We start from the raw sequence: 26,884 nt of genomic DNA on the forward strand, positions 1-26,884 counted from the left end.
GCGGTGAAAATTAAGCTTTTACTCGTTGACGATCATCAAATTGTTTTGAAGGGCATTGCTTTTTTTCTGAGCTTGCAGCCGGATTTCGAAATTGTCGGGGAGGCAGCCAATGGCCAGGAAGCGGTGGAGAAAGCGGCCGAGCTGCAGCCGGATATGATCTTGATGGATTTGCAAATGCCTGTCATGGACGGCATAGAGGCAAGCCGAATTATTGCCGAGCAGCATCCGGCGATAAAGGTGCTGGTGCTGACTAGCTTCGCAGACCGCAGCCATATTGTACCTGCTCTGCAGACGGGGGCGATTGGCTACATGCTGAAGGATGTCGCACCGGATCAACTGGCGGAGGCGATACGCAGCGCCTATAAAGGCAATATTCAGCTGCATCCCGATATTACCAGCGTGTTAATCGGTACGGGAGCAGCCTCTTCCCGGCGCGATGGGACAGAGGATCGCTTATTCCATTCGCCCCTGCAAGCAGACTCGGAACGCGATTCATCACGCTCCAAGTCAGATCAAATAGCTTTCGCTTCGCTGACACCCCGTGAAATGGAGGTGCTTAGGCAATTGATGAGAGGAAGCAGCAATAAAGATATTGCCCGGGCATTAGTCGTTGCTGAGAAAACAGTGAAAACTCATGTCAGCAGCATTCTTAGCAAGCTTGATGTAACCGATCGAACACAAGCGGCGCTGCGCGGCATTCATTATTTGGGCCCAGAGGCGTAAGGCTAGACCTAAGCCCTCCGCGCCTCCAAGCTGGCGACTTTCATGCTATTGGCCGATGTTTTGTGAGCAGAAGGCTTGTAAAATAAAGCTTATCACAAATACACAATAGAGAAGCTGCCCGCATAGAGCGCTTTTTTTCGGAGGGAATATTTATTATGAGCACTGTACTTTTTGTAAAAGCAAATGATCGTGGATTAGACCAAGCGGTTAGCGTAAAGCTTTATCAAGCTTTTCTCGATTCTTATAAAGAAACACATCCGAATGATGTCGTTACGGAGCTGGATTTGTTCCAAGAAGAGCTTCCGTATATGAATGCCAATATGATTAATGGCAATTTCAAAGCGCCACGCGGCTATGAGCTGACACCTGAAGAGCAAGCAGCGGTTGACGTTTCCGGCAAATATATCGATCAATTTCTTGCGGCGGACAAAGTTGTTTTCGGTTTCCCACTGTGGAATTTGACAATTCCTGCTGTGCTGCACACTTATATTGACTACATTTACCAAGCAGGCAAAACATTCAAATATACCGAGCAAGGTCCAGTTGGCCTTATTCCTGATAAAAAGGTTGCTCTGCTTAATGCAAGAGGCGGCGTGTACTCAGAAGGTCCAGCAGCGGCAGCTGAAATGTCCCTCAATTATGTCCGCAATATTATGCAGTTTTTCGGCGTAACGAATTTCGAAATCGTTATTGCAGAAGGCCACAACCAGATGCCAAATGAAGCGGAAGCGATTGTTGCGCATGCAATTGAAGAAGCGAAAGCAGCGGCAGCACGTTTCTAAATCAACAACCTATAAATTGAAAGAAGCAAAGCCTTGGCCAGAGCCTAATAAGCTCATGGACAAGGTTTTTTTGTTTTGCCCCTGCTCGATGGTGTGGGTGAAGCAGCTTTATAAAAATTTGCTGGCGATGGATTGACATCGAAAAGAGGTGTGTTTATACTGTGTATAAAGATATATACAGTATACAGAGTGACAGGAGGAAAACTTGTGAGTATGTGGCAAGGGGCATGTCATATTTTAATCTACGAATTGCGGAAGACTCGTTGGGGTTTTCTAGGCTCGCTCTTTTTAGCTTTATATATGGCAATTATCGGAGGTATGCTCTTCCGTCTAGATGAGCCGCTGGTTTTGGCAGCCGAGTATTGGGCCATTGATTTTGTTTTTCTCACGACGCTTCCTTGTCTAGGCTTTGTGCTAAGCCATACGAATATGTTCTATTGGCGTAATGATACCTTTAGCGGGAAGCTGGCTGAATGGCGCATATTGCCGATACCGCTGCCTCAGTTGATTTGGGGAAGGCTGATGCAAATCGTTGTTATACTGCTTCCTATGCAAATTATTTTTTTCCTCCTTCAGTATTTTTTGGTCGATGGGATGAAAGAGACGATTTCTCCAGGCCCTTATATTTTATTCGGACTATTCTGGTTTCTATATTCACTTGGCATGGCAGCAACCTATGCCATTTGGGAATACGGCTACAGCGGAAAAACGTATATGATCGTTTGTTTCTTATACTGCATTTTTTATCTGCTGCTCACCTTCTTGCTTAGTGTCAATGATATTTCGATTGTCCAAAGCTTGTTAAGAGGAATGGAAAATGGCGAGTGGTGGTATTTGTTAATCGGACTATTGATAAGTATCGTTGGAATTGCCGTCAGCTATATGAGTCTTAAACGCCGCTTGGAAACACGAAGCTTTTAAAGCAAGACATTCAGTAATCAAGCAAAGAAGGTGAAGCCGTGTGGCTGCCGATTCAAATTAATGAGCAAAGCGCAGAACCGCTTTATTACCAAATAGAAGTACAGCTGAAAGCGCTGATTGTTAGTGGACAAGTGGCCGAAGGAACGCTGCTTCCGTCTATTCGGGAGTTCGCGCAATCGTTGAAATGCAGCGTCATTACCGTTCGACGGGTTTATCAGGATCTGGAGTCGGAAGGGCTGCTGCGAACGAGACAGGGAACGGGAACCTACGTTGCAGCGGTTGAGCAGGGTGATCGTGACCGCTATCGGCTAAATGCTGTAGTTGAAGCATTCGAGACGGCTATTACAGCGGGACAGCGAGTGAAATGCTCTCGCGAGGAACTGGAACGGATTTTTCGCGAGCAGCTGGAGAAGCATTTTGAGGATCATGCTTAGAGGGAGGGCAAGTCATGAGCAACGATATTGCTATTCGAATACACGAAGTAGAGCTGCGGCATGAGCGGTTCCAGCTGGGACCTTATTCATTGGAAGTGCCGAAGGGCTGCGTCACCGCAATTGTCGGTCCGAATGGCTCGGGCAAAAGCTCGACCTTCCGAATGCTGCTGGGCCTGATCAAGCCGGATAAAGGAGAGCTTAGCATGCTTGGCCATTCCATCGCAGACCATAAAGATACTGGCTGGAAGAACAAAATCGGCTATGTGCCTGAGCTGTTTGGCAGCCATGAGAATAGGCTGAGAGCCTCGGACAAGACGGACTTTGTGCGAAAATGGTATCCGAATTGGGATGTGAACCTGTATCGTGAAATTTTACGGATATTCGAGGTTGATGACAGCATCAAGCTTGGCAAAATGTCCAAAGGGACGAGGCGCAAATATGAATTCGCGCTTGTGCTTGCCCATCGCCCTGAGCTGCTGCTCCTTGACGAGCCGTCCTCTGGCTTCGATCCGCTGGCTTGGCGCAGCATGATGAGCTTTTTGCACAATTATATGAATGATGGAGAGCGAACGATTCTGATGGCCTCCCACATTGTGGATGAGGTAAAGCGTCTCGCGGATTATATCGTCTTTATGTCGCAGGGCCGCATACTGGGCATGTACGAGAAGGATGAGCTGCTCAGCAGCTGGCATATGTTTTATGTGAGTGGCAGAGAGCTTGATGGTGTTGATGTCAAGAGTATCCCCGGCGATTGCATAATGGAGGATGCAGGCGGCGGAAATATGCGAATCATTACGCGGCAGGCACTGGAAACCGAGCGCTGGCTTGAGCAGGCGAGCATTGAGATCATGGGGCGGCAGACGCTCGACCTTGATGATATTTTAGCCGTATTAATTGAACAAGACAGACAGCATATTAGAGCATAATAATGAGGAGGACACGACGGTGAACCCATTAAAAATTGAACAAATTTATAAGCAATATGGCGATAAAACAGCCGTAAATGGCATTAGTCTAGAAGTAGGAGAAGGCGAAATCTACGGCCTGCTAGGTGCGAACGGAGCTGGAAAAACGACGACGATGCGAATGGTGCTGGGACTTATTTTTCCCGATGGGGGCCAAATCTTATATAACGGCAAGCCTTACAGCCATAATCAGCTGCAAATGCTCGGTTATTTGCCAGAGGAGCGGGGCATGTATCCGCGTGTTCGTGTAAGTGACCAGCTGCTGTATTTGGCGAAGCTGCGGGGGATGTCGAAGCGGGATGCCGATCAAAGCCTAAAGTATTGGCTGGAAAAATTCGGCGTGCCGGAATATTACAATAAGAAGCTGGAGGAGCTGTCGAAGGGCAACCAGCAAAAAATTCAGTTCATTGCTTCGGTCATCCATAAGCCGAAAATCGTCATATTGGATGAAGCCTTTAGTGGGCTTGACCCGGTCAACGTGGAGCTGCTGAAGGCGGCGGTGAAGGAGCTGCGTGAAGAAGGAACGACTATGCTGTTCTCGACACACCGCATGGAGCATGTGGAGGAGCTGTGCCGCAATATTACGATCATGCACCGCTCGAACGCGGTACTGCAAGGCAATCTTAAGGAACTCAAGGGGCAGTATCCACGCGAGCGCGTCATGCTGGGAACCGAGCGCACCGTGAAGGGGCTGGAGACGCTGGAAGGCGTAACGAATGTGCAGCGCAATGAATCAGGTTACGAGCTCCGAATTGAGAACGAAGCGGCGGGCGGGCTTATTTTACGCCATGCGATGGAGCAGACGGAAGTTCGGCGCTTTGAGATTATGGAGCCAACCTTAAACGAAATCTTTATAAAATTGGTGGGTGAAAAGCATGAGTAATTTTTGGACAGTCGTCAGCTTTACCATTCGCAATAAGTTTCGGACAAAATCCTTTCTAGTTATGACATTGATTTTCGCAATCATTATTACGATTGGTACTAATCTTCCTTATCTGATTTCTCTGTTTAACAATGACAGTGTAAAAACGGCCTCCATCGGCTATATTCAGTCGGAAGCGGGCAGCGCGGCCGAGGGCACTAAGCTTGCCGAGCAGCTCAAAGTCTACTACACGCAGCAGGAGCAGCCGAATGTGGTACTGGTTGATTTTGCGGATACGGGTAGTGATGCGGGCAATGAGCAAGCACTTAAGCAGGGCATTATCGATCAGAAAATTAAAGGGTATTTGACCTTTGGCGACGTTCAAGCAAATGGCTTGCCAGCTGTAACCTATAAGTCTGAGAAGCTGCTGGATGAATCCACAACTCGTTCGCTGCAGGGGGCGCTGCAAAACATACGCACCGAAATGATTTTCAAGGAAGCCGGGCTGAGCGAGGAGCAGAAGGTGCAGCTGTTCGCGCCGGTTTCGATTGAGACGATGCAAATTGCTGCTGAAGCGGGAACAGGGTCCAATACCGAAGGGCTGTCGCCTGAGCAGCAGGCGGTCAATATGGGACTTGTATCGATTATTGTCATTATGCTGTTCTTTGTTATTATGGTGACGGGGCAGCTGATTGCGACAGAAATTACATCGGAAAAAGGCTCGCGGGTTATGGAAATTCTCATTACTAGCGTATCGCCGCTGACACAAATGTTCGGAAAGGTGTTCGGAATGTTCCTCGTAGGCTTGTTCCAGCTGGTGCTGTATGGAGCCGTGATGATCATTAATTTATCGATGCCGCAAAATAAAAATGCGTTTATGAATTGGAATATTGATTTTAATCAAATTGATCCGTCGCTGATCATGTATGCGGTCATCTACTACTTGGCAGGCTATTTCCTTTATGCCATGCTGTATGCGGCGATTGGCTCCATTGTGAGCCGGACGGAGGATTTGGCACAGGCGGTTATGCCGATTACGATTTTATCGCTGGCAGGCTTCTACATTAGCACATTCAGCATTTCGAATCCGGATACCATGCTCGTGAAAGTCGCTTCCTTTGTGCCGTTTTTCTCGCCATTCGTCATGATGCTGCGAATTGGACTGACGAACCCGCCAGTATGGCAGGTGCTGCTATCCTTGGGCATTTTGTTCGTATCGATTTACATCTTCGGCTGGCTGGGAGCGAAAATCTATCGCACTGGCGTCCTGATGTACGGCAAGCGGCCAACGTTTAAAGAGCTGCGCAAGGCGATGCGGGCTTATAAGGTTTAGGATACGATTTTCTTGTGTGTAGACTTTATTTAATAATGACGCTAAATTTATGGTGTTTTGTCGGTATTTTTAAGTTGTTTTGTCGTCCAGACTTATCCTTAATGCAAGAATCCCCTGATTTTGCTGAGATTTTCTAAATTGACCAGCTATTTATGTGGAAAGAGGAACCCCAGAAACAACAATATGTTGGTTTATGCTAAAATGACGTTTTTTTAATAGATGAATGATGTCGTAATGATTTCTTTTTCTCTCCTATATAGGAAGGGCTAAAAAGGAAATTAAAACTTTATATTTCATCAAGGGTAGCCCAAATAGGGCTACTTTTTTATTTTGTAAGATTGTTAAAGTTGCTAATCAATGCTTGTAGTAACCATAAGACGGGAGGCACATTTTTAATTCTCTTCATGACGGGTACGACTATATATGTGAGTTTTGTCGTTTATTACTTACAAAAGGCAGGAGAAAAGACTCCAACTGGTGAATATTTACAAGACGATGGAACTATTTCAGAAGTCATACTTTGAAGTGATAGCCAACGAGAAAAGTATTGGAGGATTCATAAGTATTGAGGAACTTAGTTGATAAGCTGACCGGCAAAGACAAGTTATTTGAAAAAGTTTGGAAATAATCGAATCTTATACAAAAGACGGCAAGCCCGTTAGCGATGAGCAGATCTGTGAATGGATCATGGCGTTCTTAGCGGGCGAAGGCGCGAACTACGGTTACCGCAAGCTAACCGTGCTTCTTCGAAGACGGCATGAACTGAACATAAACAAAAAGAAAGTCTATCGTCTATGCAAGCAAATGAAGGTGCTGCGTCCACAGCGGACACGCAAGATGAAACATCCCAAGCGACTTGCTAACAATCGCGTCATAACGGCCTCTAATCAGCTATGGGAGACCGACATAAAGTATGGCTGGATTAGCGGTGAACAACGTTTCTTCTTTCTGATGAGCATCTTAGACGTATTTGACCGCGCCGTAGTCACTTATCATTTGGGACTGACGTGCGAAGCCAAGCATCTCGTGCAGATCACGCAGGAAGCGGTTATGAAACGCCAGCTCTTTGACAAGGTAGAAAAGCCAGTCATTCGTTCGGACAACGGTCCGCAATTTATCAGCAACCTGTTTGAGGAAGCTTGTAACGAGTTTGTCATGATTCATGAGCGAATCCCGCCAAAAACGCCGAATAAAAACGCGCATATCGAATCGTATCATTCGATTATAGAAGCAGAGTGCTACCAGCGACATGAGTTTGAAACGTATCCACAAGCCTATGAAATCGTAAGTCAGTTTATTCAGGATTACAATCGAATTCGCATTCATGGCAGCATTTACGATTTGTCCCCGTATGAATATATGGAAGCATTGAAGCAAGGTAGAGTTAAGCCGAAGGAGATTAAGGTTTAATCGTCAGATGGTGAAAAACAAAGCCATTTAAAGCCATTCTACGATTAATGTCGAATAAGAGGTGCAGTGTCCACTATAAGGGAGTTTAACCGGTGCCTACAGTAGAGCGTGGATTTCGTGAAGTTGTTTTTTGTTCGATTGCGACAGCAGGAGATAGCCCTTCAATAGAGTCGACATCTGGCGTAGTAGCTTGTCCTAAAAATTGTCGAGCATAGGCTGACAGTGATTCAACATATCTTTTTAGACCCTCAGCATACAACGTATCGAAAGCCAAACTTGATTTCTCTGATCCACTCACCCCTGTGAAAACGACAATTTGGTCTCGGGGAACATCCACATTGATATTTTTCAAGTTATTCTCTCTTGCACCTCTGACATTTATAATTTTTTTCATTATTATTCCTCCTGTCTAAAACATAAAAAGACAAAAAAAACAAAAAATGTCGTATCATTTCACTTTTATTAACTCAGTAACAATCTTTAGATTATAGATAAGTAAACATACCTTTTTTTTACTAGGTATAAGGGAACACGTTACGTTATTAAATTGATTGTTTTACATGCAAGGATGCAAAATTCATGCTTCATGACTAGTTTCAATGATGTAATTCAAATAAGATAATCACAACATTGTAATCTTATTTTGTAAGCATATACTTTTTGTTATACTCTATGATTATTGGGTCAACGGTAGTTTTACAACCTTTTGAAAAACACCCTACAAGATGGACTTTTTCAAAGTGTCTATCTTATAGGGTACAATTTAGTCTTTTAAAAAGATGATCTGTATCTCAACTTATTAGATCATCATCAAATCAGTATTCGGGAAAGTTGTCTCATAATAGTAGTCCACTGATCTGGCAGAGCTAGATTATGACTATTCCGAGTCTCCAGACCACTTCTGGACTTTCACTCGTCTTACAAATACACCTAGAACAAGTCCGGCAAGGGCTACAAACATCGTGAAGAATAATGCGTTCTGCATACCAGCCGTTAACGCCAATGTTGCATTTCCCGGCTCCGTAGGATCAGCCACACTCTTAATAAAGTCTGCGGTTCCGGTTGTCATGATACTTACTGCCATTGCAATACCGATAGCTCCTGCGATTTGTTGAAGTGTGTTCAATATAGCCGCACCATCGGGGTACATATCAGAAGGTAGCTGATTCAGACCATTTGTCTGAGCAGGCATCCATACCATAAGAATTCCGACAATCAGACAGGTGTGCAAGACCATAATCAAAGCAATGGACGAAGCAACCGTAATATCAGAACAGAACCATAGAGTGGCTGCAACTACGATAAGACCAGGTACTACCAAAAACTTAGGTCCGAATTTGTCAAATAGTGCCCCTACGACAGGAGAAAGTACAGCTGAAATTACACTGCCTGGTAGAAGAATAAGTCCAGTCGTCAGTGCGCTTAATTCAAGAACACGAATCATAAACATGGGAAGAATGAACATGGACGATAGAAAAACCATCATACATATGAATACCAGCAAAGTACCTATAGCAAACATAGGGTTCTGTAGAGTTCTTAAGTTCATAAGAGGTTTTTTCATGTTCAGTTGACGAATGACAAATAGGATTAATGCGATAACCCCGGCAATTAGGGGTACAATAACAACAGGGTTACTCCAACCATGATCTCCCTCTCCTGCACTACTAATACCATAAACTAGTCCACCAAAACCAATTGTCGACAAGACTAGAGAGTATATATCGATACGTGGTTTGGTTATAGGTGCTACATTTTTCATAAACGCTACGCCTGCCAACAAAGCAAGCACCAGAGCCATCAACGATACCCAGAATATCCAATGCCAGCTTAGATAATCAATTAAAAGACCTGAGATGGCTGGGCCTAAGGCAGGTCCCGCTGTGAACACAAGACTGACTAGTCCCATCGCTTTTCCGCGTTTCTCGGCTGGGAATATAATAAGAGCCGTATTAAGCATCAATGGGAATAATAGCCCTGCTCCAGCTGCTTGAAGTATCCTCCCTAATAGCAAGATATCAAAACTTCCCGCCATAGCACCAATTGCAGATCCTACGATAGACATACTGACTGATGTCAGGAAAAGTTGACGTGTTGAAAACCATTGTATCAATAGTCCAGAAAGAGGAACTAAAATTCCCAATGTAAGTAAGTAACCACTTGTTAACCATTGTACTTTAGCTTCCGTAATCGCGAACTGATTAATAATATCACTTATAGCAATATTAATTGCCGTTTCATTAAAGGTACCTATGATACCAGCAAGCATCAATGCAAACATAATAGGGAAAACCTTAACATTTGGAACTTTTTGATTTTCAGAAATAGTACCTGATTGCAAAACCCTCACTCCTCAGTGTCTTTCTAATTTTTGATTCATGTTAGAAATTAAGTAGAACAAAATACCTCTGTCTGCATATGTTAACCAGAACTGCAATAACAGGAAAGGCATTGTGTTTTGCTCATATATAAACCTCCTTTTGAAAAGTTATCTGATTCTCGTTTAAAATCTGTAGGAGAACTTTCAACTTTTTGATCATAACATACGCCTGTCAAGGCCCCCCCTGAACCAAAGAGAAAGTCAACCCCCCTTTTTTTTAGATTCACAAAAAAACCGCAACGATGTGTGAAGTGCACCCCTTAGAATGGACATTGGAATAAACCCCTGGTTTATCCGATGAAATTCTAGGGGGTGCATTTTTTATGCCGGTAAAGGGACAGAAGTTTAAACGATACACGCATGAGCTGAGATTGGAAGCAATCAGACTCCATGTTGTGGAGGGATGGACCTATCGTCAGATTATTAATCATTTAGGGATAGCAGACGTATGTCGGATGAAAGTGTGGATGAGGAAGTATCGGAAGCAAGGCGAGTTTGGATTATTGGATCGACGTGGTCGGCAAGAGGAATACATCGACGAGAATCGTCACATTCAAAGCCTTAAACGGGAGAATGAGATGCTAAAAAAGGGTTTGGAAATCTGGATGCGGGAGACGTGCGCCATAAGTACAGAACCATTGAACAAGCATCGAAGTGGTATACGGTAGCTGAACTTTGTAAAACATTCCACGTTTCACGAAGCGGTTATTACGCCTACTTAAAGCGAAAGTCTGTGGATCGGGATAAGGAAGTCATGGGGGAAATCCAAGCCTTATACGCGAAGTATGACGGTAAATACGGGTACAGGCAGCTACAGCTCTTTCTCTTGCAGGAGCATGGGATTTGGGTCAATCATAAGAAGGTTCTGCGCCTCATGCAGGAGCTTGGGCTACGCTCTAAAATTCGGCGCAAGCATCGTTGTAACTACGCTTCCTCCGCAGGTGGCCGCGTCGCAGAAAACTTACTGAAACGGGAATTTCATGCCGAATTGCCAAATCAAAAATGGGTCACCGATGTCACGCAGTACCGCGTCGCGGATACTTGGCTGTACCTGTCTGCGATCAAGGATCTGTATAACAACGAAATTGTTGCGTACCACATGGGGCTTCGGAACGATAATCAGCTTGTTCTACAGACTTTTGAGAAAGCATTTGAAAAGCAAAAAGACGTGACGGGATTGATCGTTCACAGCGATCAAGGATTCCAGTACACGTCCCTTGCTTACCACGACATGCTGCCAAAGGTTGGCTCCCAAATCAGCATGTCTCGCCGAGGCAATTGTTATGACAATGCCTCAATGGAGAGCTTCTTCTCGCATCTCAAAACGGAAGGACTCTATCCCTATGATATACGAAGTATCGAAGAGGCACAAAGGCGAATTGAAACGTATATCACATTTTATAACAACGCTAGACCGCAAAGAAAACTAAAAAAATGGACGTCGATTGCGTATCGGCGCCAGCATGTTGCTTAGGTGTTTTTTTCATTGTCCGCTAAATGGGGGTCAGTTCCTACCTCCACCAGATTTTTATTTATAGCGTATTAAATTCTTTACGATAGGCCGCCATTATTTGCGGCTTATTGTTTTGTTTCATAGCCGACTGAAGGAAGGCATGTCTTGACAATGAGTTCGGTTTGCGTTAACTTATATGCTATAGCATTTAAATTACAGTCTAGAAACAAGGGGTTTTCGTAAATAATCGAATTTAAAGTTGGGGATAATTATGGAGCTGAAAAATATAACGGGGTTTTTGATCCATCGAACAGATGTTAAGATGACCAATTACTTTACAAAGCAATTGAAGCCGTATGAGATGACACCAGAGCAGTGGAGTATTATAAGTGTCCTAGATAGGGATAGAGCAACAACTCAAAAAGAACTTGCGGAAGCAATTGACCGAGATCAAAGTACCGTTGTTCGAATGATCCATTCGCTTGAAAAGAAGGGAATCGTCAAACGGGTTGTAAATAACACGGATAAAAGATCTCACAACTTATATTTGAGCAATAAAGGAATAACGCTTAAAACAGAGCTTCTGCCCGTAGTCAATGAAGCGCACAATTATGTAACAAGGTTCTTAAGTGAACAAGAAATTCAGAATTTAAAAATTATTCTAGATAAATTATACGCTAGCGTTAAAGAAGAGAGTTAAATCAATAGGGAGGAAGAGGTGTTAGCCCGTGCTAAAAACTGAACAGCAATATTTTGAAGAAGGTAAGCCAATTCAAAGTTATATGGATGTAATGAGCAGCCTTAAAAACGAAAGTTTTTCCGTTTACAATCAATTTGAGATATCGGATTATGAATGTATTCAAAAGATTAAGGTTTCAAAATTCCATTTTTTGGTAATTACAGAGGACTGGTGTGGCGATGCCATGATGATTAATCCAATCATTCGTAAAATAACGGAAGCTGCAAATTTGGAAATGAGAGTAGCCCTGCGCGATTCAAACGTTGAATTAATAGATCGGTATCTAACCAATGGCGGCCGTGCAATTCCGATCGTAATTATTCTTGATTCCAAAGGAGAGGTAGTTGGGAAGTGGGGGCCGCGGGCACCCAAAGTCCAAGAGATCGTCGATAATCTCCGCGCCATTTTACCGGATAAAGAGGATCCTTCATTCGCTGATAAACAGAAAGAGGTTTTCGGCTCGTTGAGAAATCGATATGCGCAGGATCCGTTCCTTTGGAGTTACGTTTACGACAGCTTTAAGGAAACGATTTTGGCAATCAGCGATAAATAAATTTTTTAAATAAAACATGCTATAGCATGTAAAATCATCGAGAAAAGAGGAAATTGTTTTGGTGATTCATATTCTTCAAGTTATTGTAGGCATATTCTTTATATTTACGGGGAGCAAAATAATTTCCGGGAAAATGGCTAAAGAATTTAAGCGTTTCGGCATGCCTCCCATCTTTAATTTTTTGACTGGTTTTATTGAGATTACGTCCGCAATCGGTTTAATTTTAGGTATTTGGTATTCGATAGCGGCCATTATTGCAGGGCTCCTTCTGGCGGCAACCATGTTTTTCGCAGCTTTTGTTCTCGTTGTGGTAGCTAAAGATCCTTTTTCAAAGGCTATACCGGCTATTGTGCTGTGCTTCTTGTCAGTCATTATCAGTGTGACTCATGTGATATGGATGGCTTAATTGTGTATAGATAGTAACTCAATTTTCAGTGAAGGAGCTTAATAGTGACGCAAACATTCCTCTATATTCATGTTTTAAGTGCGGTCCTCATGGGTTTTTATCTTGTTCTACCCTTGCTGGCATTCAAGATCTCGGCTCAGCTTGAAGTACAGGGAAAGAAAAGCCAGCTTGAATTGTTATTCAGTTTAAACCGATTTGGCCAATTGGCTGTTGTTATTGCCTTCTTGTCAGGCGGTTATCTTGTAAGCCAGGCAGAATACCCTACACTTTGGTGGATTCTCGCGATTCTTTTATTATTAGCAATCGCTGCTGTTGGAGGTATCCTTGGCAGTAATATGCGCAAAGTAATCCGTGATTCCGACGCATCAGAGATCTTAAAGAGAATGGGGAAGATTCGTTCTCTCAGTGTGTTTGCTTGTCTGCTTTATTTTCTTATGATTACGCTTATGCTTTTCCCGAACGTTTTCATTTAATAAAGTTATCTGCTTTTTAATGGTTTCCGAGTATTCACCTCATCGAAGGTTTGGAGCCGAACTGAGTATCGATGCTGAAAAACTTTAATGCTTGTATGCCAATCTTCAACGGTAGCTCATTAAACTATCGGGAGACGTTAGCTCCATTAGACAACCACGACGAGGCTGCCGATTTTATCGGTAGCCTCGTTAAGCTTTTGGGCAGAATAACGGAGATTTTGGTGAAATTTCTGGGTAGGAAAATTTTTTGTATTTGGTGGTGGATAAAATGAACATTGTTAATCTCAGTGCAGATGGAACCATGACTAATGATATTAAATACGAAGTTGAAGTAAATGAATATGTGGAATTACGCTTTGATGAGGATTTTATAATTGTTCCTGCGGCTCATGATCTTGTTTCCGAAATACGAATTGTTCCTATGCAGGTAGTTGCTACACCACCGTGTGAGACAATTAAGTGTAGTGAAAAATGAGCCATACAAAGGTTTATATAAAGCCGCTTTACAAAACACAGATTCCGTTGCAAGATTTATGTTCTTATGTAGTATCCTTTTTGATGTACTAAATGCTGCTGGCCAATCAGATGTAGATAATCATATTAGGTGTCTAGCTGTTTATGACATTAATGAAGATAGAAGTAGCACGAGAAATCCTAATAAAAAGGAAACTATCTTTACTCGGCTACTGCATCTGAATGGCTTACCGATCGAATGGATGTTGCGCATACATCGCATGATTAATGATGAATACGGGCATCTTTCGGTTACATATTCTGGTTAATCAACAGGCCTGCAAAAGGATATAAGTTGGCTAGTACTGATCGCACGTTCGTGAAGCATAGCGAGAAAAGGGGAATTATTAACGGATGGCCTGGAGGTATGAAAGTGGAACCGAAAACTCTATCGTTAATTCCTGAGTTTCATAAACTTATCGCTACTTCAATTGATTACAATACGTTAGGTAACAGAAAAGTGAGAATATCCTTAAAAGATTTATCAAACAGACTTAATAAACTCAATGAACAAAGTGATTTGAAAAAAAATTGGTTGCGTACCTACCGGTGGTGGGGAAAAGTAACCGTACAACTCCCAGAAGCTAAATCATTAGAGTTAATTGGTAATGGTCATCCTTACGATAAACTACACCTTATAGATAAGATCTTAAATAGTGAGGCTTAGTCTTAAACAATGTTCTGATAACTACGAGGAAGGGGGCGAATTACATTTTGGAAAAGCAAGTGATTAATTTAAATTCTATTGTTCGTCGAATGTATGATCGCACGATTAGCTGGTTCATAAAAACATATGGATATCATTATATTAATGATAAAAAATATCCGTTTTTAGCAACCAGCTCCACGTTTGATTTAACTAAAAGTGAAAATGAGGGTACTTTGTTGGTCAGTGGTCCATGTTTGGATCATGCGGTTGAGGAGGGGAGTAGCGGTGTAAGTTTTCAAATTGCCTTGGAGACATACTTTTTAATAAAAAAAGCCCAGATAATGCAAGTTCCTGTATTACTATTAATAATGTCACCTTGTTTGGTAGAAGTTAAGACATTAGATACGTGGAATCAGCTTAAAGAAAGCTATCGAAGGCTGGTCTTTAGTATTTGTCGGATAGTCGGTTATCCAGTGGCCGATCTTCAGTTAGTCCAGATATGGGAAAGTGATTATGTGTTTAACCACATGCGTAAAGTGTATCCATTAAACGACAAGATTCTGCCATTTTTGAAAACGTTGTATCAACCTAGTCGGGCGCTGGATTACACTGATGACAGACAGCTGAATGATTTATTAATACGTAGTTATCATGATAATCTGCTTGCATATCATCCAGAGGTAATAAGGAGACTTTCAAATCGTCCCTTTAATTCAATTTTGCATGTTGAAAACATTCAGCAAATTCGTGCTTTCTATTCCGCAGCCAAATGGTTTGATATTTCTGTATTGACCAATCGTCAACTTGTTTTTGTTACAACACCATCTCCAAACGGTGGCATACGCATGACGAGAGCTGATGGGCATGATAGGCTCCCGGCAAACTTAGGAGCTATGGCTATATTAGAGAAAATAGAAAAATCTGAATTATTGAGCAATTATATATTGACATACACTACAAAAACAGAGTTAGAAGCTCTAGTGAATGTTTTTGTTAATAGTTTTGTAGAAGAAAGGATAATGAAGTATGACTAACGAGGTACTTGATGTACTGAAATTTGGGTGGGCTGTTGATCTCAAAGTAATGACAGATGAAATAGGAATAAATAACACGACGTGGAAGGTTGGAGATTCAGCTTGGCTTACTAGATATACTTTAGATGATGTAGATCGCGTAAGTCTCGAAATGAATCTATTAGAACATTTAAATGATAAACATGTTGCGGATTCTAGTGGTCTAAAGGTTACTGAGATAATTAAAACACGTCAAGGCAATAAAATATATAAGTATGGTAAATATTTGTGGAGATTAAGCAAACACATGGATGGGGAAATGCCCTCACCCGAAGATGCAAGTCTATACCCTATTATTTCCAAAGGGTTGGGGGACTTTCATAGAATTCTTCGAGAAGTACCCTTGAGTTTCGCGGTGACAAATAATCAACTGATTCAGGCAGTTGAACGGTATGTTTATCAATTTTTAAATAATTCTCAAGAGATTAATCATAAATCAGTGATAAATGACACTGAAAGTGAAAATTATATTCTGATTTATGATGCAGCACAGCGCTTATCTAAAAATTTTGAGAAAATCCAGAAACTCCCGGTTCAATTAATACACGGAGACTTTACTCATCCGAATCTACGAATCAATAAAGATCATTCGAAGCTAACTGGTGTACTTGATTTAGAGTTCTGTAGTGTAGACCCAGCGATTTTTGATCTTGCTTCTGTTGTTCTAACGTTGTTCACACGATCAAAGCTGAGAGATCCATTAAAACTTTATAAGGAAATAATTATTACCTATGAAGATAGGGGAGGCGAGGTCGAGCCAGATTTATTAGAAGTAGCGATACTAGCTAAAAAGCTCGATAGTTACTTTTATCACCGTGAAAGATTATTGAATGGTAGAGGATCAGTAGATACATATCTTAGACAGATAGAACAATTAAAACTCGTTTTGTCGATTTTTGATCGGTAAGGAGTATGCATATGAGATTTGGATATCGGGTTCGTAGATATGACCTAAGAGAACCACTAGTTGAAAAACTGGTATGTAATGGTTTCGCACATCTGGAGTGGGATTGGAGGTGGAGTGGCGATGGATATTCACCAGTTCCTTCTGTGGAAGAATTAAATTATGCAAAGGATATATGTTCTCAATATGGACTATCTATTAGTATAGCTGGACCTAATGGCATAAGCATTGCTGAGAAGGTTGTGCCTCTAAGAAAAGTATCAATAGGCTTATGGAAAGAAATTTATCTGGCGAGTAAGTTCCTGGAAGCAAAATGGTTGGTTCTAGAGTTAGGGTCGGCTGGATTTAAATCAGAAGACTCAGCGAAAAAGAGAGAGAGAGTAAGTATAGCTAAAGACGCTATTGGCGATATCATCCAAAATACTGAAGATGGGCCACTTTTATTAATTGAGAATATGAGGAAATTGCCTGAGGGAAGTCTAAAGTGTTACCTCGGAGACGATGCTACGGATCTATTATATTGCATTGATGGACTAGTGGATCGTTGTGGTCTCATATTTGACACTGGGCATGCGCTTATTGGGGAAAACCCAGAACAGTGTTTTAATTTATTGAAATCATCTATTAAAGCATTTCATGTGCATACTAATAATAGGATTAGTGATATCCATAGAGCACTAACGAGAGAAGATATCTCAGTAAATGGCGACTATTGGACGTCAGTAATTAATTTAATTCATTTAGGAGTTCCTGCAGTACTTGAAATTGACTCCTTAAGCGCTGCGCTGCAAACGAAACAACTAATTACAGAATATAGGAGTTGAGTAGTATATGACTAAATTAGCAATACACGGCGGAATGCCAGTACGTAATAAGAAGAAGAGTACACAACCTTATATTTCAAGTGAGGCTAAAGCTGAAGTGAACAAGGCCTTAGACTTAGGTTATTTGGCAAGATTTTATGGAGGAGTCTATGTACATCAATTTGAGGCGGAATATGCCGAACACTTTAATCGGGAATATGGAATCGCAGTAAACTCAGGAACGGCAGCTCTACACATTGCATATTTAGGTGCAGAACTTCCCCCTTAACTAATGGTGATTTTTATCTTCATTATAGTGGGTAGGAATAATTTTACGATGCTGCTGCAGAGTCATGCGGGCGAGCTTCATCTGCTCCCGGCGCTTCCGGCAGCTTGGTCAACGGGCTTCGTTCAAGGGCTGCGCGCTAGAGGCGGCTATACGGTCGACTTGGAATGGAAGGACGGCAGTCTGACGAAGGCCGTAATTGCCTCTACTGCCAGTGGACCATGCTGTATCCGAAGCGCGATCAGTTGTTCGATTACAGTGGAAGGGAAACCGGTCGAATCCGAGAGGCTGGCCGGCCTTCTCCGCTTTCATGCGGATGCCGGCGTCGTCTACACCGTGCTTCCGGATTGAAACGATTGCTTGCGTCAACGCCAATGCCCAAGCAGGGAAGAGTGAAATAAAACCGCTTGTCGCTACAGTTTAATCCTTGATCAAAGCAGAACTAGGCCGCACTAGCATTGGCCGGTAGATGACCCTCGGAATTCGTCAATTCGTCGGGGGTCATCTATTTTTTGTCCAGAAACGGAAGCGTACGAGGGACGATATCGCCGCGTTCTATGCGGATCGCAAACCGATTTGAACGGCGGCAACGTGATGCTATTGTCCGGGCACCTTGCCATCCGATCTTTAAAAATGACAACGCTTTCTTAAGAATGTTGGCTTTCGACGCTCTGATTCGAAGAGTACACTGAAAACAAAGGAGGAGCAGATATGGAGTTGGATACACGCGTAACCGGAATTAAGGGAAAAACAGAACAGCGAACGCAGTTTTGGAAGCGGTTTAAAAAACAAAAAACGCTGCACCTGTTCGTTGGGCTCGGTATGATATTTTTGCTTGTCTTCGCCTATACGCCGATGTTCGGCATTCTAATGGCATTTAAGCAGTATTCCATCTCTACCGGAATTAAGGGCATTTTTACAAGCGAATGGGTGGGATTAAAGCATTTCAAGGAGTTCTTTAATGACTATCAGTTTGGAACAATCGTTCGAAATACGCTGGCATTGAGTCTGCTAAAAATCCTTTTTGCTTTTCCGGCCCCCATATTGCTGGCCATTCTATTAAGCGAAGTAAAAAATTTGAAGTTTAAGCGTTTTGTCCAAACGATCAGCTATTTGCCCCATTTCATCTCGTGGGTTGTCGTCGCAGGCATCGCTTTCGCCTTTCTGTCGACGGATATCGGGATGGTCAATAAAGCGCTTCTAGGGCTAGGCATAATCGACAAGCCGCTTGACATATTGACGAACCCCAACTATTTCTGGGGACTGGCGACTGGAAGTGCCGTCTGGAAGGAGATGGGCTGGTGGACGATTATCTTCCTGGCCGCCATAGCGGGCATTAACCCGTCATTATACGAAGCCGCGCAGATCGACGGAGCGGGCCGCTTGGCTCGAATTCGCCATATTACGTTCCCTGGAATGAAAGGAACGATCGTCGTTGTACTTATTCTGACGATCGGAAGCATTCTGGGCGGAGGACTGGTGGGCTCCAACTTCGAGCAGGCGTTTCTGTTCGGCAACAGCATCAACAATTCGACCTCGGAGATCGTGCAAACTTATGCGTTTAAGGTCGGATTAAGAGACGGGAGATTTTCCTATGCGGCAGCGATTGATTTGATCCAATCCGTCATTTCCGTCATCCTGATTTTCTCCAGCAACTACATTGCCAAACGCACTTCGGGATCAAGTCTATTCTAGGAAAGGGGAGCGTGCATGCAGCTCAGCCAAAAACAAAAAGATCGTATCATGGACGCTATGATTTATGCATTACTAGCCATTCTGACGTTATCGATGCTTTATCCGTTCTATTACGTCCTGATTCTTTCCTTCAATAAAGGAACCGATTCGCTTCTTGGGGGCGTCTATCTATGGCCAAGGACCTTTTCCTTTGAAAATTACGCGCGATTTTTGGATGACCCCCACTGGTACCGTGCTTTTTTGGTCACGATTATGAGAACGCTTGCGGGAACCGCCCTAGGCGTCCTTTTTACCTGTTTGGTTGCTTATGGGCTGTCTCACCGCGATCTTCTGTTTCGCAAAGGTTATTTCACGGTCATTATATTCGCGATGTACTTTTCCGGCGGTTTGATACCGTATTACGTCGTTCTGCGCTCACTGGGGCTGCTGAACACGTTTGGTGTCTATGTCATTCCTTCCATGTTAAGTACGTTTTTTCTGCTGATAGCCATTTCGTTCTTTCAGGAAATTCCGAGTGAACTCAAGGAGTCGGCTTACATGGACGGGGCTACCGAGCTCGTTATTTTCTACCGGATCATCCTTCCCGTCTCTATGCCGCTGATCGCAACCATGTCGCTTTTCTTGGGGGTTGGTCAATGGAACTCTTGGCTGGATTCCGCTTACTTCGTGCAGTCGGAAGGTCTGCGGACGCTCGCTTTCCGGATGATGGAGGTTATCAACAAGAGCAATGCGCCGATGGACGCTATAGCCGTTGCGAACAGCGCTTCAGCGGGCGTCACCAGCTATTCTCTTCAGGTAGCGGCTATGGTTATATCTATCGCGCCTATCGTGTGCGTCTATCCGTTCCTCCAGAGGTTTTTCATTCAAGGCATTATGCTGGGTTCCGTGAAGGGTTGATTTTGTTGGCATTATATTAAAGCGTTTGCTTTAATATAAACATCACTTGTTGGAGGGGTTATTTTGAAAAGAAACAAAGGGAAGAAGGCACTGCTCTTATCGCTCATCCTAATGATGACGATAGCGCTGATGTCCGCATGCGGAAATAACAACGATGGTCAAGTCAATAACTCGGTGGGGAGCGAACCGCCCGCCAAAAGCAACGAGGTGAAGGAGCTATCCCTGTTTATCGATGCCTCCTGGTATCCGGTGAAGGAATGGACGGGAGCGGTTGCCGAGAAAATTACCGAAAAGACGGGAATCAAGCTGAAAGTGACAGTAGCCACGGACGACAAGCAGCTTCCGCTCATGATCGCGTCCGGCGATCTCCCGGATCTGGTTTTTACTAACGCGAACATCGCACGGATGTCCGATTCGAAGCTTTCTTATCCTTGGAACGAGCTGATCGAGAAATACGCGCCTGACTTTAAGATCGATCCGATACGAATTGCGATCCACACGATGGATGACGGCAATTTCTATACGGTGCGCAACTCCTTCGCGACGCAGGAGGAAATGGTGCAGAACAAATACTCGGTCGGCAGCGACGGCAACCCGGGTATCGCGGTGCGCGAGGATATTCTGCAAGAGCTCGGCAATCCGTCAATAGACACCATTGACGACTTTATGAAGGTTTTGGGCATGGTCAAAGAAAAATATCCGGACATGATCCCTCTGATCATGGACAAAGATTGGATCGAGCAATACTTCCTGACGCAGTTCGGCGTCGAGGGCCTTCTGGACGGCTGGTATGAGCGGGACGGAAAAGTGGACTATGCGATCAGACAGCCGGAAATGCTGGATTTCTTCAAGTTTATGAACCGTCTGTACCGCGAAGGGGACATTCTGGCGGAGAACTTCGCCTATACGAACGATCAGATCGACGATCAGTATTCGACCAGCGGGAAGGCATTCGCGCATATGCATACGGTCAGCATAGCAGACTCGGACAATATCAAGGTCAAAAACGCCGGCGGTTCGTATACGTTCCAAATGCTGCCTAGCTCCATTTCGAAAGATGCGAAAGCGGTCAGCTCCGGACTGGGCTTTGCAGGTACGTTTATCACGAAGAAAAACAAGGATCCGGAGGCGTCGATCAAGTTCCTTCAATATCTGGCGAGCGACGAAGGCAAAAAGTTAACGATGTTCGGCGTCGAGGGCAAGCATTGGACCTGGAACGACGAAGGGCATCCGAATTTGAAATACGATCCGTCCGACGCCGATTTCGTCAACAGCAACGGAATCAAATGGTGGTACCTGTACAACGACGGCGTTACAGAAGGCATGTTGAGCTACGTACCGGGAGCGCAGAAGACGAAAGCGTTGATGGAAAGAAAGGCGTTCACGGTTTACAAGCCGGAGCTCGGCTTGATTCAGCTGCAGCCGGATTCGGACGAGAAGACGATCAAAACGAAGATCGACGAGATGATCAAAAACGAGAAGGTTAAAATCTACTTGGCGAAGTCGGAGGAAGAAGCCGTGGCAAACTACGAGAGCATGGTGAAGAACGCCGAGAAGATCGGTCTGGATCGCTTGGTGGATTGGGCTAACCAAACCTATCAGAAGAAGAAGGATTTGTTTAAAAAATAAGACTGGGTCCGTCAGGAGCGCTGCGCGTTCCTGACGGACTTTGCACGCTATATTGCAGGTGAAGGCAAATGGGAGAACGGAAAGGCGGGAAAATGATGAAGCTGGAGTATGATTCGCCCGGTACGGCATGGAAAGAGGCTCTTCCGATTGGCAACGGACGGCTGGGAGCAATGGTGTTCGGAGCAGCGGAAACGGAAAGAATCCAGATCAACGAGGAGACGTTGTGGTCGGGGGCGCCGCACGATTATAACCGGCCGGACGCGGGGCAATATTTGCAAGAAGTCCGGAGCCTGATTTTCAATGATCGGATCGAGGAGGCGGAGCGGCTGTTTCTGGACCGCATGATGGGCGAGCCGATCCATCTGCAAGCCTACCTGCCTTTTTGCGAGCTGAATCTGGCGTTCCCCGGGCATCGCGAGGTTACGCGATATCGGCGTGAATTGGATCTGCGGCGGGCGGTGGCGACCGTATCCTATGAAGCCGACGGATGCGAATACACGCGCGAAATCTTCTGTTCCCGCCCGAGCGGCTGCCTGGTGATTCGGCTTTCGTGCGGCGAGCGGGGCAGTATCGCCGTAGACGCGTCTTTGTCCAGCGTCCACCCCGATGCGTCCGTTCAATCGGACGGCAGCCGTGCGATTCGGCTGACTGGACGGACCGGAACGCGCAAGGGTCCAAGAAATTGGAGCGGCTCTTGGGAAGGTCCGGGACTCCGATTCGAAGGGAGGCTCACGGCTTTTTGCGAAGGCGGCTCGTGCACGGCCGGCGACGGCGTCCTGCGCATAGCGGAAGCGAGTGCCGTAACCCTCGTTTTTTCCGGAGCGACAAGCTTCTTGAACTACCGGGACATGGGGGGCGATCCTTCGGAATTGAACAATCGGTATATGGCGCGCGTCTCCGAACGACCTTATCGCGAGTTGCTGGACGAACACGTCGAAGACCATAAAGCCTTGTATGAACGAGTCTCGATAAGGCTGGGGGGAGCCGGGGCGGACGAGCGAACTGGCGGCAAGCGGCGTCCGACGGATCGGCGCGTACTCGACATTCGGGAGACGGAGGACCCGTCGCTCGCCGCGTTATATTTTCAGTTCGGCCGGTATTTGCTCATTGCGTCTTCCAGACCGGGCGATCAGCCTTCCAACTTGCAAGGCATATGGAATGAAGAAGAATGGCCGGAATGGGGAAGCAAATGGACGACCAACATCAACGTCCAGATGAATTACTGGCCGGCGGAGGTCGGAAACTTGCCGGAATGCCACCTGCCGCTGTTCGATCTGATCGACGATCTTCGCGTCACCGGCGCGCGCACGGCGGAACTCTATTACGGCGCGAAGGGCTTCGTCGTCCACCACAATACCGATTTATGGCGCGCCGCGGCCCCGGTCGACATCCATGCCGGAATATGGCCGATGGGCGGGGTATGGTTGGTCCAGCACTTATGGGATCACTTCGAATACAATCCCGACCTTGACTTTCTGAGGGTACGGGCCTACCCTGCCATGAAAGAAGCCGCCCGATTCGTGATGGACTTCCTGGTGGAGGCTCCCGAAGGCGTTAAATTCGCCGGTCTGCTGATTACCAATCCTTCCTATTCGCCGGAGAACGCGTATCGGGACGGCCACGATCGAAGAAGGCATCTCACGATCTCGTCCACGATGGACGTGCAGTTGATCCGAGACTTGCTCGAACGTTGTTTGATCGCAAGCGAGCTGCTGGGCGAAAATTCGGCGTTCGAACACGAAATCCGAAAGGTTCTGGACCGGATCCCCCCCATGCAAATCGGACGATTCGGCCAATTGCAGGAATGGCCGGAGGATTGGGATCGACCAGAAGATTCGAACGGCCACGTTTCTCACCTTTACGGCTTATATCCCGGCAATCAGATATCCGAGGATACGCCCGAAACGTTCGAGGGGGCGCGCAAAAGCCTCGAGCTTCGCCATCGGAGCAAGGACCGAATCCTGGCTTGGCCGGCTGCTTGGCGGATAGCGCTGCACGCCAGATTGCGAGACGGGGAGAGCGCGCGCAAGCGGCTCGTCGATCTCTTGGCGGGATCGACCAATCCGAATCTGCTCAATCAGCATGAGCCGTTTCCGATGCAGATCGACGCCAATTTCGGCGGAACCGCGGGCATTGCGGAAATGCTGCTGCAAAGCCGATCCCGCTATCGAAACGGAAAAGCCGAATACGAAATCGAATTGCTTCCTGCCTTGCCGGAAACATGGCCGGAAGGCTCCATCTCGGGCTTTCGCGCCAGAGGGGGATTCGAAGTCGGCATGACTTGGGCGGAAGGAAGCTTAATCGGCGCCGAGATCCGTTCCCTTTGCGGAATGCCTTGTACGTTGCGCTATAGGAAGCGATCGATCCGATACACCGTGAAGGCTGGGATATCGTTTCAATTTGATCCGTTCTCACGTTAACCGGGGTTTGCGGAATTGCAAATCTGGAAGGGATGCGCCTCTATCAGAATTCTTTAGTACATGATATGTTAACGATATATGGATTCCACATCGGAGGGAAACGCCGCCTTGAGCATCATGCGCAAAATCGTGCTTGGTTACGTGATTATGATCTTTATCCCTGTTCTGGCATTCGGTTATCACTATTACACGCAAATCTACGGCAACCTGACGCAACAATTCGTGGAGAGCAGGCAGAAAATCCTGGAGCAGGCTTACGCCAATCTGAAAACGGATTTCGCCCGAATTCAGTCGGTCCACCGGGTGCTGCAATACAATCCTTACTTGACCGATTATCTGGACGGCGTATACGAATCCGACGCGGACAGCATCTACGCGCTGACCCGCTATATTCTCCCGCTGAACACGCAATCGATGTTCGCTAATCCGGAGATCGAATCCATCGTCATTTATAAGATGAAGGATCGGGTATTGCCCATCACCAATCTGTTTCGCGATCGGTCTATGCTGGATCCGCAAACGGAACAAACCGTCTCGTCCCTGAAAGCCGGACAGGGGAAATGGCTGCGCGCCGATCCCGCGGCGTCGGATCCGGACCTGATCTATTACCAGTACATTTACAATACGCAAATTACGGAGCGAATCGGCCTTCTTGAAATTCGGGTACGCAAAAGTTTAATCCATAACTTCTATGCGGCCGCGGGTGTGGAAGGAAGTTGGAGAGCGTTGCTGTTGTCCGGACAGGGCGATCCGTTGACGAACGAAGCGCCGGCGTTGGACAAGAAGACATTGCGTCTTCTGCAAGCGGATGACAGGAAATTTTTTATCAACCGGCAAACGATCGTCAATCAGCTGAAGCTCGAGCCGCTGGACGTTCGCGTCATCGTCACCGGTCAGGTGGGAGACGTATTCCATTCCGTGAAGAAGAAGGAAATCGTCTTGGTGACGATGATCGTGCTGCTGTTGATCGCTTTATCCATCGCCTATTACCTGCTGGCTTCGACGATTACCAAACGGATTCTTCGGTTGGCCCGGCATATGCGTACGCTGAACGACAATAACCTCAGGCAGCTGACGATCAAAAACGGCAAGTTCGAAAAGGATGAAATCGGCTTCCTGATCGTCACCTATAACGCGATGGTCCGGCGAATGGATGAGCTCATCAACAACGTCCACCGAGCTGAATTGCGCAACAAAGAAGCGGCATACCAGGTACTGCAAGCGCAGATCAAGCCTCATTTCCTCTATAACACGCTCGAGACGATCCGCATGGTCGCCGAGGCTAACGACGACAAGGAAGTCGCCGATATTTCCTTCTGGTTCGGGAAACTGATGCGGTACAGCTTGTCATCCGCGCGGGAAGAAACGGTTCTTGCGAAGGAAATCGAGATGGTTTCCTTTTATATGAACATCCACAAAATGAGGCTCCAAAGCAGGCTGACTTTTGAAATTCAAGTTGCGCTGGATGCCGAACGGCTGGCTTGTCCGCGATTCCTTTTGCAGCCGCTTATCGAAAATGCGATCGTGCATGGAGCTTCCGCCGTCCTTCGACCCGTCCACATCTCGCTGCAGGCGACGGAAACGGAAAGCGAGATTACGATCGACGTTACCGACAGCGGCAACGGAATTACGCCGGAGAAGCTTCTCGCGCTTCGCGAACGGCTGTCCAGGCACGACGAGCCTAGAAAGGCAGAGGAGCGGGTCGGCGTAGGTTTGAAAAACGTCAACGAACGAGTCAAAAGCTTCTTCGGAGGAGAATCCCGACTGGAAATCCTCAGCGAGTCGGGCAAAGGAGCCTGCTTGCGCATTATCATCGTGAAAAGGAAGGTGGCGGACGTTGAAGATCTTGATCGTAGACGACGAACCTTTGATTCTGAAAGGGTTAGTTAAAATCGTCGAGGAAGTCGCGCCTGTCGGTTCCGACATTTGCTCGGCCCTCAATGCCCCGGAGGCATTAGAGACAATGAAGCGCTTTATGCCCGATGTGACGATAACGGATATCCATATGCCGGAGAAGAACGGATTCGAATTAATTCAGGAGGCCAGGCTTGAGGGGGTATGCGATCGATTTATTATCCTGACCGGCTATGACGAGTTCGACTATGTCCGTCAGGCCCTTCGCTCGGGCGTCGTAGATTACTTGCTGAAGCCTTTGGACAAAAAGGAAATCGCGTCCCTGCTGAGCCGCGTGAAGGAGGAGCTCCCCGCCGCATCGGATTCGGATTACAGTCGGCACGCCGAACGGATATTGGCCTATTTGCAAATGAACTATATGAACGATCTGTCCCTCGACCATCTTGCGGATCGCATGAGTCTGCATCCGAATTATATTAGCAGCTTGTTCAAGAAGGAGACGGGAGACACCCTCGTCAATTACTTGAATGCGTTACGAATCCGGGAAGCGCAAAAGCTGCTGAAAACGCAGCCTCATTCGACCGTTTGCGCGATCAGCCGGCAGGTCGGCTTCGATACCAAGCACTACTTCGCGAAGGTGTTCAAAAAATACACGGGAACGACTCCCGGCACCTACCGCGAAAATCAAGAAGAAATCGAACGTCATGAATCGCCTAATACCTGAAGG

28 protein-coding genes and 1 pseudogene are annotated in these 26,884 nt (G+C 45.7%); 27 read left to right on the forward strand and 2 right to left on the reverse strand.

From position 1 onward, the window contains the following. Positions 1-3: 3 nt before the first annotated feature. The 8 genes from MHB80_RS05700 to MHB80_RS05735 all read left to right on the forward strand — a co-directional run bounded on the left by MHB80_RS05700 (position 4) and on the right by MHB80_RS05735 (position 7,430). Positions 4-723 carry a response regulator transcription factor gene (locus MHB80_RS05700; protein WP_341281271.1) on the forward strand — a complete coding sequence of 240 codons (720 nt, stop codon included), beginning with the start codon at positions 4-6 and terminating at the stop codon, positions 721-723. A gap of 155 nt (positions 724-878) precedes the next feature. Continuing rightward, positions 879-1,505, forward strand: a complete 627-nt coding sequence (locus MHB80_RS05705) for an FMN-dependent NADH-azoreductase (RefSeq protein ID WP_338554749.1) — start codon at positions 879-881, stop codon at positions 1,503-1,505. A 207-nt stretch (positions 1,506-1,712) separates the two neighbouring features. After that, positions 1,713-2,426 carry a hypothetical protein gene (locus MHB80_RS05710; RefSeq protein WP_341281272.1) on the forward strand — a complete coding sequence of 238 codons (714 nt, stop codon included), beginning with the start codon at positions 1,713-1,715 and terminating at the stop codon, positions 2,424-2,426. Positions 2,427-2,464: 38 nt separating this feature from the next. Continuing rightward, complete coding sequence (locus tag MHB80_RS05715) at positions 2,465-2,860, forward strand: GntR family transcriptional regulator (protein WP_341281273.1); 396 nt, start codon at positions 2,465-2,467, stop codon at positions 2,858-2,860. A 14-nt stretch (positions 2,861-2,874) separates the two neighbouring features. Then, on the forward strand, positions 2,875-3,786 hold the full coding sequence (locus MHB80_RS05720) for an ABC transporter ATP-binding protein (RefSeq protein ID WP_341281274.1): 912 nt from the start codon (positions 2,875-2,877) through the stop codon (positions 3,784-3,786). A 19-nt stretch (positions 3,787-3,805) separates the two neighbouring features. Further along, positions 3,806-4,708, forward strand: a complete 903-nt coding sequence (locus MHB80_RS05725; RefSeq protein WP_341281275.1) for an ABC transporter ATP-binding protein — start codon at positions 3,806-3,808, stop codon at positions 4,706-4,708. Continuing rightward, on the forward strand, positions 4,701-6,020 hold the full coding sequence (locus tag MHB80_RS05730) for an ABC transporter permease (protein ID WP_341281276.1): 1,320 nt from the start codon (positions 4,701-4,703) through the stop codon (positions 6,018-6,020). Before MHB80_RS05725 ends, MHB80_RS05730 begins: the two co-directional genes overlap by 8 nt. 618 nt (positions 6,021-6,638) lie before the next feature. After that, positions 6,639-7,430, forward strand: a complete 792-nt coding sequence (locus tag MHB80_RS05735) for an IS3 family transposase (RefSeq protein WP_341281277.1) — start codon at positions 6,639-6,641, stop codon at positions 7,428-7,430. A 91-nt stretch (positions 7,431-7,521) separates the two neighbouring features. On the opposite strand, the pseudogene MHB80_RS05740 reads toward MHB80_RS05735, so the two are convergent. Then, positions 7,522-7,824, reverse strand: a pseudogene (locus MHB80_RS05740) (excinuclease ABC subunit UvrA); the annotation flags it as partial. 483 nt (positions 7,825-8,307) lie between these two features. Then, positions 8,308-9,711: a DHA2 family efflux MFS transporter permease subunit gene (locus MHB80_RS05745; protein WP_341282869.1), complete on the reverse strand. Its 1,404-nt coding sequence runs from the start codon at positions 9,709-9,711 to the stop codon at positions 8,308-8,310. Positions 9,712-10,133: 422 nt separating this feature from the next. Here MHB80_RS05745 and MHB80_RS05750 point away from each other — a divergent pair, with 422 nt between their 5' ends. From MHB80_RS05750 to MHB80_RS05840, 19 genes are all read left to right on the forward strand, one after another. Further along, positions 10,134-10,478, forward strand: a complete 345-nt coding sequence (locus tag MHB80_RS05750; RefSeq protein ID WP_341281278.1) for a helix-turn-helix domain-containing protein — start codon at positions 10,134-10,136, stop codon at positions 10,476-10,478. Continuing rightward, positions 10,427-11,284, forward strand: a complete 858-nt coding sequence (locus MHB80_RS05755) for an IS3 family transposase (RefSeq protein ID WP_341281279.1) — start codon at positions 10,427-10,429, stop codon at positions 11,282-11,284. The genes MHB80_RS05750 and MHB80_RS05755 overlap by 52 nt, the downstream gene beginning before the upstream one ends. Before the next feature lie 250 nt (positions 11,285-11,534). Then, positions 11,535-11,963, forward strand: a complete 429-nt coding sequence (locus MHB80_RS05760; protein ID WP_341281280.1) for a MarR family transcriptional regulator — start codon at positions 11,535-11,537, stop codon at positions 11,961-11,963. A 28-nt stretch (positions 11,964-11,991) separates the two neighbouring features. Then, positions 11,992-12,555: a thioredoxin family protein gene (locus MHB80_RS05765; protein ID WP_341281281.1), complete on the forward strand. Its 564-nt coding sequence runs from the start codon at positions 11,992-11,994 to the stop codon at positions 12,553-12,555. A gap of 58 nt (positions 12,556-12,613) precedes the next feature. Next, positions 12,614-12,961, forward strand: coding sequence for a DoxX family protein (locus tag MHB80_RS05770; RefSeq protein WP_341281282.1), 348 nt, complete (start codon positions 12,614-12,616; stop codon positions 12,959-12,961). Between the two features lie 44 nt (positions 12,962-13,005). Then, positions 13,006-13,434: a hypothetical protein gene (locus tag MHB80_RS05775; protein ID WP_341281283.1), complete on the forward strand. Its 429-nt coding sequence runs from the start codon at positions 13,006-13,008 to the stop codon at positions 13,432-13,434. 268 nt (positions 13,435-13,702) lie between these two features. Next, positions 13,703-13,909, forward strand: a complete 207-nt coding sequence (locus MHB80_RS05780) for a hypothetical protein (RefSeq protein ID WP_341281284.1) — start codon at positions 13,703-13,705, stop codon at positions 13,907-13,909. A gap of 411 nt (positions 13,910-14,320) precedes the next feature. Continuing rightward, on the forward strand, positions 14,321-14,614 hold the full coding sequence (locus tag MHB80_RS05785; protein ID WP_341281285.1) for a hypothetical protein: 294 nt from the start codon (positions 14,321-14,323) through the stop codon (positions 14,612-14,614). A gap of 47 nt (positions 14,615-14,661) precedes the next feature. Beyond that, positions 14,662-15,630 (forward strand): hypothetical protein, encoded by a 969-nt coding sequence (locus tag MHB80_RS05790; protein ID WP_341281286.1) that lies wholly within the window; start codon positions 14,662-14,664, stop codon positions 15,628-15,630. Then, positions 15,623-16,576, forward strand: a complete 954-nt coding sequence (locus tag MHB80_RS05795) for a phosphotransferase (RefSeq protein ID WP_341281287.1) — start codon at positions 15,623-15,625, stop codon at positions 16,574-16,576. The genes MHB80_RS05790 and MHB80_RS05795 overlap by 8 nt, the downstream gene beginning before the upstream one ends. An 11-nt stretch (positions 16,577-16,587) precedes the next feature. Beyond that, positions 16,588-17,397, forward strand: coding sequence for a TIM barrel protein (locus MHB80_RS05800; RefSeq protein ID WP_341281288.1), 810 nt, complete (start codon positions 16,588-16,590; stop codon positions 17,395-17,397). A 7-nt stretch (positions 17,398-17,404) separates the two neighbouring features. Beyond that, a complete protein-coding gene (locus tag MHB80_RS05805) occupies positions 17,405-17,665 on the forward strand; it encodes a DegT/DnrJ/EryC1/StrS family aminotransferase (protein ID WP_341281289.1) in 261 nt (86 codons plus the stop codon). Between the two features lie 48 nt (positions 17,666-17,713). Further along, the gene (locus tag MHB80_RS05810; RefSeq protein WP_341281290.1) at positions 17,714-18,013 is read left to right on the forward strand and encodes a glycoside hydrolase family 95-like protein; all 300 of its coding nucleotides are present in this window, start codon (positions 17,714-17,716) and stop codon (positions 18,011-18,013) included. Between the two features lie 360 nt (positions 18,014-18,373). Beyond that, entirely contained in the window at positions 18,374-19,357 is a 984-nt protein-coding gene (locus MHB80_RS05815; protein ID WP_341281291.1) for an ABC transporter permease subunit, read from the forward strand. A gap of 15 nt (positions 19,358-19,372) precedes the next feature. Beyond that, positions 19,373-20,254, forward strand: coding sequence for a carbohydrate ABC transporter permease (locus tag MHB80_RS05820; protein ID WP_057304608.1), 882 nt, complete (start codon positions 19,373-19,375; stop codon positions 20,252-20,254). 63 nt (positions 20,255-20,317) lie between these two features. Further along, on the forward strand, positions 20,318-21,883 hold the full coding sequence (locus MHB80_RS05825) for an extracellular solute-binding protein (protein WP_341281292.1): 1,566 nt from the start codon (positions 20,318-20,320) through the stop codon (positions 21,881-21,883). Between the two features lie 68 nt (positions 21,884-21,951). Next, positions 21,952-24,303, forward strand: a complete 2,352-nt coding sequence (locus tag MHB80_RS05830; RefSeq protein ID WP_341281293.1) for a glycoside hydrolase family 95 protein — start codon at positions 21,952-21,954, stop codon at positions 24,301-24,303. A gap of 117 nt (positions 24,304-24,420) precedes the next feature. Then, on the forward strand, positions 24,421-26,193 hold the full coding sequence (locus tag MHB80_RS05835) for a histidine kinase (RefSeq protein WP_341282870.1): 1,773 nt from the start codon (positions 24,421-24,423) through the stop codon (positions 26,191-26,193). After that, a complete protein-coding gene (locus tag MHB80_RS05840; RefSeq protein WP_341282871.1) occupies positions 26,171-26,881 on the forward strand; it encodes a helix-turn-helix domain-containing protein in 711 nt (236 codons plus the stop codon). The genes MHB80_RS05835 and MHB80_RS05840 overlap by 23 nt, the downstream gene beginning before the upstream one ends. The last annotated feature ends 3 nt before the right edge of the window (positions 26,882-26,884 follow it).

Source organism: Paenibacillus sp. FSL H8-0537, assembly GCF_038051995.1.
In the GTDB taxonomy this organism is placed as follows: Bacteria; Bacillota; Bacilli; order Paenibacillales; family Paenibacillaceae; genus Pristimantibacillus.

Excerpts from the sequence above, each read along its gene's own strand:
- MHB80_RS05705 (WP_338554749.1), top strand. The coding sequence starts at position 879 with ATGAGCACTGTACTTTTTGTAAAAGCAAATGATCGTGGATTAGACCAA.
- MHB80_RS05800 (WP_341281288.1), top strand. The coding sequence starts at position 16,588 with ATGAGATTTGGATATCGGGTTCGTAGATATGACCTAAGAGAACCACTA.
- MHB80_RS05815 (WP_341281291.1), top strand. The coding sequence starts at position 18,374 with ATGGAGTTGGATACACGCGTAACCGGAATTAAGGGAAAAACAGAACAG.
- MHB80_RS05730 (WP_341281276.1), top strand. The coding sequence starts at position 4,701 with ATGAGTAATTTTTGGACAGTCGTCAGCTTTACCATTCGCAATAAGTTT.
- MHB80_RS05805 (WP_341281289.1), top strand. The coding sequence starts at position 17,405 with ATGACTAAATTAGCAATACACGGCGGAATGCCAGTACGTAATAAGAAG.
- MHB80_RS05780 (WP_341281284.1), top strand. The coding sequence starts at position 13,703 with ATGAACATTGTTAATCTCAGTGCAGATGGAACCATGACTAATGATATT.
- MHB80_RS05820 (WP_057304608.1), top strand. The coding sequence starts at position 19,373 with ATGCAGCTCAGCCAAAAACAAAAAGATCGTATCATGGACGCTATGATT.
- MHB80_RS05745 (WP_341282869.1), bottom strand. The coding sequence starts at position 9,711 with ATGTTTGCATTGATGCTTGCTGGTATCATAGGTACCTTTAATGAAACG.
- MHB80_RS05760 (WP_341281280.1), top strand. The coding sequence starts at position 11,535 with ATGGAGCTGAAAAATATAACGGGGTTTTTGATCCATCGAACAGATGTT.
- MHB80_RS05830 (WP_341281293.1), top strand. The coding sequence starts at position 21,952 with ATGGGAGAACGGAAAGGCGGGAAAATGATGAAGCTGGAGTATGATTCG.
- MHB80_RS05795 (WP_341281287.1), top strand. The coding sequence starts at position 15,623 with ATGACTAACGAGGTACTTGATGTACTGAAATTTGGGTGGGCTGTTGAT.
- MHB80_RS05810 (WP_341281290.1), top strand. The coding sequence starts at position 17,714 with ATGCTGCTGCAGAGTCATGCGGGCGAGCTTCATCTGCTCCCGGCGCTT.
- MHB80_RS05750 (WP_341281278.1), top strand. The coding sequence starts at position 10,134 with ATGCCGGTAAAGGGACAGAAGTTTAAACGATACACGCATGAGCTGAGA.
- MHB80_RS05835 (WP_341282870.1), top strand. The coding sequence starts at position 24,421 with ATGCGCAAAATCGTGCTTGGTTACGTGATTATGATCTTTATCCCTGTT.
- MHB80_RS05720 (WP_341281274.1), top strand. The coding sequence starts at position 2,875 with ATGAGCAACGATATTGCTATTCGAATACACGAAGTAGAGCTGCGGCAT.